Origin of the sequence: Intrasporangium sp. (assembly GCF_030452765.1) — a bacterium.
Classification (GTDB): Bacteria; Actinomycetota; Actinomycetes; order Actinomycetales; family Dermatophilaceae; genus Intrasporangium_A.
In genome coordinates this window covers 1-12718 of record NZ_JAKDLO010000137.1, presented here as the reverse complement: position 1 = coordinate 12718, position 12718 = coordinate 1, and the positions used below count along the sequence as shown (strand labels likewise).

Genomic DNA, 12718 nt, shown 5'->3' with positions numbered 1-12718 from the left:
CCGAGGGCCTGGTCGCAGCGCCGGCACCACCGGGATCCGGGGCGGTGGCAACCGGCGCACTCGACGGGCAGGACGAGGTCGAGCAACAGGCGGAACGGCACCTCCCCAGTGCAGACCGGGACGCGTCCGGCCCGCAGGGCGGCGTGCGCGCCCTGTTGACGAGCGGCATACCGGCCAGATGGATGTGGATCGCCGGGGCTCGAGGAGGAGTCAGCGGCCCGGGACGAGGACGTCGGTGCCGGTCGCGACCACTGGCCAGGTTCGACCCGCCCGTGCCAGCACCTGCCCATCGCCGGTGACGATCATGATCCCCCGCGCACCGCCGACGGTCGTGATGGAGACCGCGTCCGGAACTGCCGCGAGGCGGGTGTCCTGTGGGTCGGCCCTGCCTTGGCGACGGATCCCGTCGAGCCCCCCGCCGACCGTCCCGGTCCACGGCCGAACCGGGTCCTTCGGGCTGATCCGGCCGAGCACGGCATACGAGTCGCCGTCGAGCCACACGACGTCACGGAGGCGAGTCAGCGGCTGACCCTGCCGCCACGGTGCCGAGAGCCCGGTCGGCTCACCGCTCGGGGCACGGATGATGCCGGCGACATCGAGCCTCGCGTCGTGACCCGCTGCGTCGGTCGAGATGACGAGCAACCGCGCGCCCTCGGGGGACAGTGCGATGGCGGTGACCCGACGCCCGGACAGCCAGTGCGCGGCGACCCGCTGCGGCGCCTTGTTCGCAGTCGACGCGTCCGTATGGGTGGCCCAGAGCCCGCCCTTGCCGTCGGGGGCGATGCCGCCGACCCAGAGGTAGCCCGAGGTGTCGTAGGTCGGAGAGGCCAGCACGGTGGCAAAGGGGGGCAGCACCTTCCAGCGGCCACCGCGCCACCGGGAGAGCTCGGTCTGGTCCTGCCTGAGGGCCGCGACCTCCTTGCCGTCCACCGAGAGGGCCAGCCGGGTCCACTCCGTCGGGATCGAGGTGGGGTCCCCCGCCTGCTGGTCGGTGTCGGCAGGCTTGCGGACGGCGTCGCTGTCCGGGATGGCCCGTGGGTCGACACGCGAGAACGTCGTCCCGGCGCGCACCAGAGCGGTGTCGTAGCTGCTCGCCGGAGCCCTCCCGTAGCCGAGCTCGCCCGGGTCTGAGACCCAGGTGCCGATGCCCGGCATCTCGAGCTCGACACCCTCCACGGCGAGACCGACGGCCTGGACGGCCGGGACCTGCCCGAGCGTCGCCGCCAGCTGGGCCCACATCGCCCTGCGCTCGATGGGGTCTGCCTTGAGCGCAGCCTCGGTGAGGTTGACCTGAGCACGCCCGTTGTTGACCGGGACGGCATTGACCGAGAGCTTGGTCCCCGTCGGCACGCCCGTGCGGACTGCGCCGACGAGGTAGTCGGGCACCGCGGCGAGCTGCGCCCGAGCGAGAGTGGTGACCATCCGGGACCCGCTCGGGAACCACCGGATGTCGGATACCAGGAGCCGCCCGCTCGGGGTCACGTAGTAGATGCGGCGGGCCTCGTACAGCCGGTCGAAGGCCGCCGAGTCGAGCCAGAGGCCGAAGCCGGTGCGGGGCAGCTGGATCCGCCACTGACCCGCGACCTTCGTCAGGCCGAAGGTGACCGTTGTCCGGGTGCGTGCGGGCAGATCCACGTAGCGACCGTCCGCGGACACCCGTGCGACCGCGACAGTCGAGACCTCGACCTCCTCCGGGCCGAGGCGCTTGACCTTGAGGTCGTCAGCCGTGTCATAGACGATGACATCTGCGCTCGTCCACCGCCACAGGTCGGGCGACTGCGGAGCCAGGTAGGCCTTGCCGGTCTCCCGGCTCTCGTCGACGTCCTCGTTCGCCCGGATGAAGCCGAGCACGATCTGTTCCTGGCTCGCGCCGTCGACGGGTCCCTGCGGCAGCACGCGGACGGGATCGCCGATCGGGTCGTCGAGCCGGCGGCCCTCGAGGACCGGGCCGTCTCCGGGCAGGCCACCGCAGGCCGACACCCCGAGGACCGCGACCACCGACAGGGCTGCCGCGACCAGTCGCTTGCGCAGGCTCATCGGTTCGGCTCTCGCGGCGCGATCGTGCCGACCTGTGCGGGACTGACGGTTGCCGCAGCCACGCCGTCGGTCTCGACGAGGGGGGCGAGCGGCAACGGCGAGCTGGTGATCGTCGAGTCCACCTTCCTCGGCAGGGTGAGGCGGAAGCAGGAGCCCTCGCCAGGTGCCCCCCACGCCTCGAGCCGACCGGCGTGCAGGCGAGCGTCCTCGAGGGCGATCGCGAGCCCGAGGCCGGTACCGCCGGTCGTCCGGGCCCGGGCCGGGTCGGCCCGCCAGAACCTGGTGAACACGAGGGCCGCCTCACCGGGACCCAGGCCGATGCCGTGATCACGCACCGTCACGGCAACCGCGGAGTCGTTCTGCCCGACGGCGATCTCGATCGGGTGGCCATCCCCGTGCTCGATCGCGTTGGAGACGAGGTTGCGCAGGATCCGCTCGATGCGTCGGAAGTCCATGTCGGCGGCGGCCCGCTCGTCGGGCTGGGACACCACAAGCGTGCTGCCCTTGCGCTCGGCGAGGGTGCGAAGGGCATCGACGACATGCTCGACGCACACCCGAAGGTCGGTGGCCTCGATCTCCAGCACCGCCACGCCCGCGTCGAACCGGGAGATCTCGAGCAGGTCGGCCAGGAGCAGCTCGAAGCGGTCGAGCTCGCCGCGGAGCAGCTCGGCGGAACGCGCCACCGCGGGGTCGAAGTCGCTGCGGGAGTCGTGGATGAGGTCGCCGGCCATCCGAATGGTCGTCAACGGCGTGCGTAGCTCGTGCGACACGTCGGAGACGAAGCGCTGCTGGACCCGGGACAGGTTCTCGAGCTGGGCGATCTGCTGTTGCAGGGAGGCTGCCATGGCGTTGAACGACGAGGCGAGCCGGGAGAGGTCGTCCTCGCCCTTGACGTGCATCCGCTCCCCGAGGTTCCCTTCGGCGAAGCGCTCGGCGATCCCAGCGGCTCGACGAACCGGGTCGACGATGAGGCGGGTCACGACGAAGGCGATCGCACCGACTAGCAGGACAAGAGCCACCGCGCCGAGCACGAACGTCTGCCCGATAAGTCCCATGATCTGCTGCTCACGGTCCATCGGGTAGATGAAGTAGAGGCCGTAGGTGCGGGCCAGCGGCAGGTCGACCTGCTGGCCCACGATGACCGCGGAGATCTCGTGGCCGTCCTCTTCGATCGTCGCCACCTGCAGGTGCTGTCGATCAGGTGACTCCGACACGGCCTGGCGCAGGCTCTGCGGGATGAAGCGCAACCCGATCTCGTTGCTCTCGATCGGGCCGATCGATACCGGCGAGGTGTTGTTGTCGGTGCGAGCCAGGACGACGTAGCGCCGCTCGTTGCCGGCGTCCTGACGGTAGGACTTGACCAGCTCGGTGGCGAACTGCGTGATCTGGGCGATCGACTCGGTCTGGTCCGTGAAGAGGATCTGGCGCTGCGCGTCCTTGGCGAGGCGCAGGCTGTCCTCGGCAGCGATCTTCTGCCGGCTGTCCACGAGGCCCTGCGCGATCGCGCCGTAGAGGTAGGTGCCCACTGCGCCGAGCACCAGCACGCCGAGCAACATCGTCACGATGACGACGCGGAAGCCGAGGGAAGACCGCCAGAGGTGGCGGACCTGCTCCCAGCCGTGGCGTACCGCGGACTCGGCCCGCCGGGTGAGCCCGCGTCGTCCAGGCTGCTGGCCCATGGTCAGGTGGGACCTGCCTTGTAGCCGACACCACGCACGGTCACGACGATGTCGGGGTGCTCCGGGTCGTGCTCGATCTTGGATCGCAGACGCTGGACGTGCACGTTGACCAAGCGGGTGTCCCCGGCGTGGCGGTAGCCCCACACCTGCTCGAGGAGGACCTCTCGGGTGAACACCTGCCACGGCTTGCGGGCGAGCGCGACCAGCAGGTCGAACTCGAGCGGGGTCAGGGAGAGCGCTGCACCACCGCGCCTGACCGAGTGGCCGGCAACGTCGATCTCGAGGTCACCGATGGTGAGCCGCTCCGGGGCCGGCTCGTCGCCACGACGCAGCCGGGCGCGCAACCGGGCGATGAGCTCCTGCGGCTTGAACGGTTTGACGACGTAGTCGTCGGCTCCGGACTCTAGTCCCACGACGATATCGACGGTGTCGGTGCGAGCGGTGAGCATGACGATCGGCACCCCGCTCTCGGCACGGATGCGCCGGCACACCTCCATCCCGTCCAGCCCGGGCAGCATGACGTCGAGCAGCACCAGGTCGGGTTGGGTCTCTCGGAAGGCAGCGAGTGCCTCGGCGCCGTCAGCCACGTGGCTGACCTCGAGGCCCTCGTTGCGCAGCACGATGCCGAGCATCTCGGCGAGAGCCAGGTCGTCGTCGACGACCAGAACCCTACCCTTCACGTTGTTCTCCCTCCGCGGCGTCCCTGTCCCATGGGGCGCTGCCGTTCCGCCCACATCATCACATATGCGGGGGCACGAACCCGCGTCGTCAACGCCCCGGCCGGCTCGTTGGTTTCCTGACCGGACACCCGGTGAGGTATGCCGCTCAGCGGGGTGCGCTGGGCGGCATACCTCACGCCCGCAGCCGTAGCCGGGATGCAGTCAGTAGCGGTAGAGCTCCGGCTTGTACGGCCCGGCCACGTCGACACCGAGGTACTCGGCCTGGCTCTTGGTCAACTCGGTCAGGTGCACGCCGAGCGCGTCGAGATGCAGCCGGGCGACCTTCTCGTCGAGCGCCTTCGGCAGGGTGTACACCTGCCGCTCGTAGGCGTCCGTCTTCGTGAACAGCTCGATCTGGGCGATCGTCTGGTTGCTGAAGCTGTTGCTCATCACGAAGCTCGGGTGCCCGGTCGCGTTGCCGAGGTTGAGCAGCCGGCCCTCGGACAGGATGATGACGCTCTTGCCCGACGGCAGCGTCCATTCGTGGACCTGCGGCTTGATCTGGGTCTTGACCACACCCGGGATCCGGGCGAGGCCGGCCATGTCGATCTCGTTGTCGAAGTGGCCGATGTTGCCGACGATCGCCTTGTCCTTCATCTGCTCCATGTGCTCGGCGCGGATGACGTCCAGGCAGCCGGTCGTCGTGATGAACAGGTCGGCCACGTGCAGCACATCTTCCAGCCGCGCAACCTGGTAGCCCTCCATGGCCGCCTGCAGCGCGCAGATCGGGTCGACCTCGGTGACGACGACCCTCGCGCCCTGACCCGCCAGCGACTCGACGCACCCCTTGCCGACATCGCCATAACCGCAGACGACGGCGACCTTGCCGCCGATCAGGGTGTCGGTCGCCCGGTTGAGTCCGTCGATCAATGAGTGCCGACAGCCGTACTTGTTGTCGAACTTGCTCTTGGTCACCGAGTCGTTGACGTTGATCGCGGGGAAGAGCAGGTCCCCGGTCTCGGCGAGCTGGTAGAGCCGGTGCACACCCGTCGTCGTCTCCTCGGTGACACCCTTGATGCCGGCAGCGATCCTCGTCCACTTCTGCGGATCCTCGGTGATCGTGCGCCGGACGAGGTCCTTGAAGACGACGAACTCCTCGGGGTCGTCCTCGGTCGCTGCCGGGACCTGGCCGGCCTTCTCCCACTCGGCGCCGTGGTGCACGAGCATCGTCGCGTCGCCGCCGTCGTCGAGGATCATGTTGGGCCCGTCGCCGTCCGGCCACGTCAGGATCTGGTTGGTGCACCACCAGTACTCCGCGAGGGTCTCGCCCTTCCATGCGAAGACCGGCACGCCCTGCAGGTCCTCAGGGGTGCCGCCCCGCCCCACGACGGCGGCTGCGGCCGCCTCGTCCTGGGTGGAGAAGATGTTGCACGAGGCCCATCGGACCTCGGCGCCGAGCGCGGTCAGCGTCTCGATGAGGACGGCCGTCTGGACCGTCATGTGCAGCGACCCGGCGATCTTCGCGCCGGCGAGCGGCTGGCTCGAGGCATACTCCTCGCGCAGTGCCATGAGGCCTGGCATCTCGTGCTCGGCGAGACGCAGCTGGTGGCGCCCGGCCTCTGCGAGCGACAGGTCGGCAACCTGAAAGTCGAAGGACATGGATGGTCCCTTCCGTCCGTGGTGGTGTGCAGACCCGGCGCAGCCCATCTGGGCGTTCGCGGGTCATCACCCACGCCGGCGATCGTCCAGTCTAGCGGGCAGCCTGGACGGTCAGCTGCGAGAGGTCTCCTGCGCGGACCCTCGCCGGGGCACGAGGTGGAGCAGGCCGACGATCAGGGCGCCCACCACGAGCCCGAAGATCGCCGAGCCGATGGTGCCCATCAGCCAGCCGAGAATCGCGCCGACTCCCGGCACGGCGTGCCCGGTCTCCTCGAGAACGTGGATGAGGGCGAGCGGCCCGTGCCAACCGAGCTTGTCGAACCCGTCGACGAGGATGTGGCCGCCGACCCAGAGCATCGCGGCGATTCCCACGGTCGAGAGCACCTGGAGCACGACCGGCATGCCCTTGACGAGGAGCCGACCGGTCCGCTGGAGTGCCGAGGACTCGTTTGCAGCCAGCCGCAGACCCATGTCGTCCATCTTGACGATGAGTCCGACGACTCCGTAGACGAGCGCGGTGATGAGCAGGGCCACGATGACCAGGACAGCCGCACGAGTCCAGAACGCCTCGGCGCTGACCTCGTTCAGGGCGATGACCATGATCTCGGCCGACAGGATGAAGTCGGTCCGGATCGCCCCCGAGACAACGGCCTCCTCCTGGCTCGCGGCGGCGCCGGCCGGTGGCTTCTCCTCGTGGTGTCCCGACGCGGCCTCCCAGATGCGCTCGGCCCCCTCGAAGCACAGGTAGGCCCCGCCGATCATGAGCAGCGGCGTCAGCAGCCAGGGGATGAACTGGCTGAGCAGCAGGATGACGGGCAGGATGATGACGATCTTGTTGCGCAGCGAGCCGACCGCGATCCGCTTGATGATCGGCAGCTCTCGCTCGGGCGCCAGTCCCTGCACGTAGCGGGGCGTGACGGCGGTGTCGTCGACGACGACGCCGGTGGCCTTGACGCTGGCGCGGCCGGCCGCTGCTCCCACGTCGTCGACGGACGCGGCCGCGAGCTTGACCAGAGCGGCGACATCATCGAGGAGCGCGACCAGTCCAACTGCCATGGGGACAGATCCTAGTTGTCATGTGCTCGTTGTCATGTGCTCGGCGCCTCGCGTACCCGCGCGAGCCGGGACGACGAGAACCGACGAACGCAGGCCTCGTGGCGCTGCGGGGGTCATCCACCACGACAAGACACCTCGAACGCGGTTCTCGTGTATGCGGCCTCCTCAGTGGGTCGGCGACGTCACGTACGGCTCGCTGTTCTCGAGGCCGAGCAGGGCGTTCTCGACGACCTCGGCCAGGGCCGGGTGGATCCAGTACTGGTCCCTGGCGACCACCCGCGCCGGCGTGCCGAGCGACATGGCCTGTACCAGCGGTTGGATCAGCGTCGACGCCTGCGGTCCCATGACATGCGCGCCGAGCAGCGAGCCGGTGTGCGGGTCGGCGATCACCTTGCACACGCTCGTCGTGTCCTCCATCGCCCAGCCGTACGCGGTGTCGCCGTAGGCCTGCACCTTGACGACATGAGGCCGGTGCTGGGCGACGCACTCATCCTCGGTCAGTCCGATCGTCGCGATCTGCGGTGAGCTGAATACGGCCGAGGGGACGTTGCGGTGCGGGAAGGGGCGCAGAGCCTCCGGGTGGGCGAGATTGTGCGCGACCGCCCGAGCCTCGGCGTTAGCGACATGCTTGAGCTGGTAGGGCGAGCAGCAGTCACCCAGGGCCCAGACGCCGGGCGCCCCGGTACGACCGTACTGGTCGACCACGACGCGGCCGTCCACGTGGGTGCGGACGCCGGCCCTGCCGAGTGCGAGGTCCGCGGTGGTGGGGGCCCTACCGGTCGCGACGAGGAGCAGGTCGCCGCAGGTGGAGGTGCCGTCGGACAGGTCCAGGGTGATCTCGCCCTCGGTGCCGCCCGCACGCATGACCGTCGTCCCGGTGCGGACGTCCCACTGGTCCCGGGCAACCTCGGTGAACCGTTCGGCTATCTCGGAGTCGAGATGCCGGAGCAGCCTTGGCCCCCGGGCGATGACCGTCACGCGCGAGCCCAGCCCACCGAAGATGTGGGCCATCTCGGCGGCGATGAACCCACCCCCGACGACAAGGAGATGCTCCGGCAGCTCGTCGATCCGCATGATCGTGTCGGACGTGTGGAACGGCACACCGCACCCGGCGATGACCGAAGGCGCCACGGCGTGCGCCCCGGTGGCGATGACGACCTGGTCCGCGGTCAGCTCCGCGGTGCGCCCGTCGGGGTAGGCGATGGTGAGGTCTCGCGATGCAGTGAACCGGGCCCGGCCCAGATAGGCCGTCGTGTTCGGGCCGTCCACGCGGTAGTCCCGTCCGCTCGCCGCGATCGGGTCGATCCGGCCGAAGATCCGGTCCCGGATGTCGCGCCATCGCACCGCGGAGACCTGCGCGTCCACGCCGTAGCGGGAGGCGCCGCGCGAGCTGTCGGCCACCTCAGCGGCATACACGAACATCTTCGTGGGGATGCAGCCGACGTTGAGGCAGGTCCCCCCGAAAGTGCCCGACTCGATGACGGCGACGCGCTTGTCGTCGAAGTCGGGGGTGACGAGCGAGTTGCCGGAGCCGGTCCCGATGATCGCGAGGTCGAAGTGTTCGGTCACGCCCCGCAGCCTACGGCTCCGGGTCGGCGGGGGCGCGGGCGTCGCGCAGCAGGCGGACGTGCCTCGAGTCACCGGGGTCGTAGCCGAGCCCGAGCGCCAGATAGGTCGCCGCGAAGTCGGTCAGGGCGACGTGGTGTGCCAGGCGCAGCAGCGGGTCGGAAGCGGTCGCGTCGATCACGGAGACGCGCACGCCGGCGTCCTCGGCGGCCGAGATGACCGTGTCGGTCACGGCCGCATAGCCGCTGCCGTCCGCGGAAGCGTCCCGGAGCACGATGAGCCGTAGCGGGCGGCTCGTCGCCCCGTCGAGGAAGGGGTCGGCGAAGATGTCCCCGACAGCCCGGTCCTCGCTCTCGCCGCCGGCGAGCGGGCCGTCGAAGCACGCGACGATCTGCGACGCCTCGTCGGGCAGGACCCCGTGGGCGACGGGAACCCGACCGGTCCGTCCGAACATCGCGGTGGCGCGGCGGGCGGCGGACTCCCCGAGCGGCCCGCACCCGAGCAGGATCGGGATCGACTCGGACACCTCGGCCGCGAGGGTCTTGGCCGGGTTGTCCCAGGACTCGACCCGGGGGCCGAGCCGACGGGCCTGGTCGTCGAGGACGTCGGCGAGCGCCTCGATGGTGTCACGACCGATCGCGGCCAACCCGAGCGCATCGGCGGCCATGAGGACCGGAGTTACCTGGGCCCACAGGGCCGCCCGCGAGCTCGACCCCGCCCCGTCGATCGGGACGTGGGTGCCGTGGGCACGGGCGCAGACCTCGGCGAGGGGCGAGTTCCCGACGCCGACGGTCAGCAGGTTCGCGCCGCGCCGCGCTGCCTCGGCGGCGAGAGCGAGAGTGCCGGCGGCCCGGCCGGACTGGGACACGGCGATGACCAGGTCGTAGGCACCGACCCAGGCCGGCAGTGGCGTGGAGCGGCAGGTCTGGACCGGCACCGCGCTGTGCTTGCGAGTCACCGTGTCGAAGAGGCCGCCGACGGCACCGGAACCACCGGTGGCCGCGACCACGACACCACGCGGTTGCATGTCGGCCAGCCGCGCCAGGCCTGCCTCGGCCGCTGCCCGGGCCGAGACACGGACCTGGGCGCCGGAGGTGGCGAGAGCGCGCAGCACCTCGCGCCGGTCGAGCCGTTCGATCGCGTCGATGTCGTCGAGGAGCGCGTCGTCGAACACGGCAGGGGTCAGCCGAGCGGGCGGGCCAGGTCGACCAGGAGGACCGGGATTCCGGAGTCGAGAGGGTAACCGAGCCGGCAGCTCGAGCACTGCAGCTCGACACCGTCGTCGCCGGTGGCATCAGTCAGCTGTCCCTTGCAGCGTGGACACCGCAGGATCTCGCGCAACCACGGCTCAATCATGTGTTCGCTCACGCTCATGCTCCTCCGCGGATCAGCCCGAGGATCTCGTCCCGGACGCGCACCATCGTCTCACGATCGGCGGCCTCTACGTTGAGCCGCAGGAGAGGCTCGGTGTTGGAGGCGCGCACGTTGAACCACCACATCGGCTCGACCGGTTCCGGGACGGTGACGCTCAGCCCGTCGAGCTCGTCGATGTCGGCACCACGCACGGTCGCCCAGGCGCGGAGCGCGTCGAGCACGGCGCTTGCGTCCTCGACGGTGCTGTTGATCTCACCCGAGCTGACGTAGCGCTCGTAGCCGGCGACCAGGGACGCCAGAGGCGCGTCCTGCTCGCCGAGCGCGGCGAGGACGTGCAACGCGGCAAGCATGCCCGTGTCGGCGAACCAGAAGTCACGGAAGTAGTAGTGGGCCGAATGCTCCCCGCCGAACACTGCGCCGGTGCTGGCCATGTCGGCCTTGATGTAGGAGTGGCCCACCCGGGCCCGGACGGGCTGAGCGCCGTGCTCGCGGATGACCTCGGCGACGGCACGGCTCGAGACGACGTTGTGCACGACCCGGATGTCCGTGTCGCCGGCCGCCCGGGCCCGCCCGATCTCGCGGGTGGCGACGAGAGCCGTGATCGCGCTGGCCGAGACGGGCTGGCCGGCAGCGTCGACGACGAAGCACCGGTCGGCGTCGCCGTCGAAGGCGAGCCCGAGGTCGGCCCCGTGCCGGGTCACCGCGGCTTGGAGGTCGACCAGGTTGGCAGGGTCGAGCGGGTTGGCCTCGTGGTTGGGGAAGGTGCCATCGAGCTCGAAGTAGAGCGGGATGACCGTGACAGGCAGCTTGGGCAGCCCGGCTGCGGTCCCGAGGACGGCGGGGACGGTGTGGCCGCCCATCCCGTTGCCGGCGTCCACGACGACGCTGAGCGGTCGTATGCCGCTCAGGTCGACGAGTGAGCGCAGGAAGGTCGCGTAGTCGGCGAGGACCTGCCGCACCTCGACGGTGCCACGGCCCGTGGGCGGTGTGAACAGTCCGGTCGGGCGCTCGAGGAGCCATTGGGCGAGGTCGCGTATCTCCGCCAGTCCGGTCTCCCGGCCGATCGGGCGAGCCGCCGAGCGGCAGAGCTTGATCCCGTTGTAGCGGGCCGGGTTGTGGCTCGCGGTGAACATGGCACCGGGCCGGTCCAGCGCGCCGCTGGCGTAGTAGAGCTCGTCCGTGGAAGTCAGTCCGAGCAGGGCGACGTCGACACCACGTGAGGTGACGCCGTCGGCGAAGGCGGTGGACAGCTCCGGCGAGGACGGACGCATGTCGTGGCCGACGACGATCCCCGACTGGTGATCGGGCAGGACGACGACCTCGGCGAACGCGGCCCCGACAGCGCGGGCCACCTCCGGCGAGAGCTGCTCCGGCACCAGCCCACGGACGTCATAGGCCTTGACGAAGTCGGACAGGGAGACCACGGGGACGACCCTAGTGGTCAGCCATCACGCAGGACCCGCAGGTGGCCACGGCGCGCGGTCTCGACGACCCCGGCCTCGGCTCGCACCTCGGCCGCCGCACCGGTTGGCGGGAGGCCCGCCTGCACGCCGGGGTGGCGCCGGGCGAGGGGTCGCCCCGCCTCGCGAACGGCCTCGGCGAGAGCGAGCAGGTCGTCGCCGCCGGGCTCGGGCTCGGTGTAGTCGCCGTCGAGTCGCACGACCTCCCAGCCGCGCGGCGCGGTCATCCGCTCGGCATGCTCGAGGCAGAGGTCGTACGTGTGTGGCTCGGCGTAGGTCGCCAGCGGCCCGACCACCACCGCCCGGTCGGCGTAGACATACGTGAGGGTCGCGACGGCGATGCGCCTGCACGCCGTCTTGGAACAACCCCGTCGCAGGCCCACGGTCGCCCACTCTAGACCCGGTCCTGCGGCGCGGCGGCGCACCACGCCGTGTCCCTGGCCGCAGCGAGAACTAGAGTGCCAGATGTGAGCCGTTCGTTGCCGGAGACCTCCCGGATCTCGCGGCGCCGGGACCGCCACGGCCGCGGCCCTCGTGGACCGCTCGCGTGGCCCCCGGTGCCGGCGATGCGCAGCCGCCGTGACGAGTTCGACGACTTCGTCCTCGACGCGGCGGCCCGGCTCGAGTCGACCTGTGGGCGAGCGTTTCCGGCCGTGGAGTTCGCCGTCGAGGACGTCCCTCGCGGTCCAGCCCCCTGGGAACATGCCGAGGTGCCGCTCGGGCGGCTCCTACCGGCAAACGGTGGGCGTCCGGCCCGGATCGTGGTCTACCGCCGGCCCGTCGAGACGCGTGCGTCCGGCTCGCGTGAGGTGGCCGCCCTGGTCGCCGACATCGTCACCGAGCAGGTCGCCGGCCTGCTCGGCGTGCGGCCCGAGGAGCTGGACCCCGGCTTCGGCGAGTGAGACCCGTGACCTGGTAGGTCATTGACAGTGCAGCACTGCTCATCGAGCGTGCAGTACTTCCGATCGACAGTGCAGTACTGCTCATCCAGCGTGCAGTACTTCCGATCGACAGTGCAGCGCTGCTCATCCAGCGTGCAGTACTTCCGATCGACAGTGCAGTTCCCTGCAAGGGGGGTGGCACTTGATGGGTCAGTGGTGCACTCTCGACGCGAACAAGTGCACTCTCGATCAGAGGCGCGGCGACACGCGCCCGATCCACGCCGCCACCCCGTGCACTCTCGATCCCGAGAACTGCACTCTCGATCCCGAGAACTGCACTCTCGATC

At 70.3% G+C, this 12718-nt stretch carries 11 protein-coding genes; 1 reads left to right on the top strand and 10 read right to left on the bottom strand.

Going from position 1 to position 12718, the window contains the following annotated elements; translation table 11 throughout:
* Nucleotides 1–210: 210 nt before the first annotated feature.
* From L0H79_RS15835 to L0H79_RS15790, 10 genes are all read right to left on the bottom strand, one after another.
* Complete coding sequence (locus tag L0H79_RS15835; protein WP_301485600.1) at nt 211–2037, bottom strand: GerMN domain-containing protein; 1827 nt, start codon at nt 2035–2037, stop codon at nt 211–213.
* The gene (gene mtrB, locus L0H79_RS15830) at nt 2034–3716 is read right to left on the bottom strand and encodes an MtrAB system histidine kinase MtrB (RefSeq protein ID WP_301485599.1); all 1683 of its coding nucleotides are present in this window, start codon (nt 3714–3716) and stop codon (nt 2034–2036) included. The genes L0H79_RS15835 and mtrB overlap by 4 nt, the downstream gene beginning before the upstream one ends.
* Before the next feature lie 2 nt (nt 3717–3718).
* Entirely contained in the window at nt 3719–4396 is a 678-nt protein-coding gene (gene mtrA, locus L0H79_RS15825; protein ID WP_301485598.1) for an MtrAB system response regulator MtrA, read from the bottom strand.
* Nucleotides 4397–4597: 201 nt separating this feature from the next.
* On the bottom strand, nt 4598–6034 hold the full coding sequence (gene ahcY, locus L0H79_RS15820; RefSeq protein WP_301485596.1) for an adenosylhomocysteinase: 1437 nt from the start codon (nt 6032–6034) through the stop codon (nt 4598–4600).
* A gap of 111 nt (nt 6035–6145) precedes the next feature.
* Complete coding sequence (locus L0H79_RS15815; protein ID WP_301485595.1) at nt 6146–7090, bottom strand: DUF808 domain-containing protein; 945 nt, start codon at nt 7088–7090, stop codon at nt 6146–6148.
* A gap of 165 nt (nt 7091–7255) precedes the next feature.
* Nucleotides 7256–8659, bottom strand: coding sequence for a mycothione reductase (locus tag L0H79_RS15810; RefSeq protein ID WP_301485594.1), 1404 nt, complete (start codon nt 8657–8659; stop codon nt 7256–7258).
* Nucleotides 8660–8669: 10 nt separating this feature from the next.
* Nucleotides 8670–9830: an SIS domain-containing protein gene (locus L0H79_RS15805; RefSeq protein ID WP_301485593.1), complete on the bottom strand. Its 1161-nt coding sequence runs from the start codon at nt 9828–9830 to the stop codon at nt 8670–8672.
* Between the two features lie 8 nt (nt 9831–9838).
* Nucleotides 9839–10030, bottom strand: a complete 192-nt coding sequence (locus L0H79_RS15800) for a Trm112 family protein (protein ID WP_301485591.1) — start codon at nt 10028–10030, stop codon at nt 9839–9841.
* The gene (locus L0H79_RS15795; protein ID WP_301485589.1) at nt 10027–11454 is read right to left on the bottom strand and encodes a phosphomannomutase/phosphoglucomutase; all 1428 of its coding nucleotides are present in this window, start codon (nt 11452–11454) and stop codon (nt 10027–10029) included. The genes L0H79_RS15800 and L0H79_RS15795 overlap by 4 nt, the downstream gene beginning before the upstream one ends.
* 17 nt (nt 11455–11471) lie before the next feature.
* Complete coding sequence (locus L0H79_RS15790; protein ID WP_301485588.1) at nt 11472–11873, bottom strand: DUF3499 domain-containing protein; 402 nt, start codon at nt 11871–11873, stop codon at nt 11472–11474.
* Nucleotides 11874–11957: 84 nt separating this feature from the next.
* On the opposite strand from L0H79_RS15790, the gene L0H79_RS15785 reads away from it, so the two are divergent.
* Entirely contained in the window at nt 11958–12392 is a 435-nt protein-coding gene (locus tag L0H79_RS15785) for a metallopeptidase family protein (protein WP_301485587.1), read from the top strand.
* Nucleotides 12393–12718 lie beyond the last annotated feature (326 nt).

What these genes read in the sequence shown, in the direction of transcription:
- L0H79_RS15835 (WP_301485600.1), bottom strand. Translation starts at nt 2,037, where the DNA reads ATGAGCCTGCGCAAGCGACTGGTCGCGGCAGCCCTGTCGGTGGTCGCG.
- ahcY (WP_301485596.1), bottom strand. Translation starts at nt 6,034, where the DNA reads ATGTCCTTCGACTTTCAGGTTGCCGACCTGTCGCTCGCAGAGGCCGGG.
- L0H79_RS15800 (WP_301485591.1), bottom strand. Translation starts at nt 10,030, where the DNA reads ATGAGCGTGAGCGAACACATGATTGAGCCGTGGTTGCGCGAGATCCTG.
- L0H79_RS15815 (WP_301485595.1), bottom strand. Translation starts at nt 7,090, where the DNA reads ATGGCAGTTGGACTGGTCGCGCTCCTCGATGATGTCGCCGCTCTGGTC.
- mtrB (WP_301485599.1), bottom strand. Translation starts at nt 3,716, where the DNA reads ATGGGCCAGCAGCCTGGACGACGCGGGCTCACCCGGCGGGCCGAGTCC.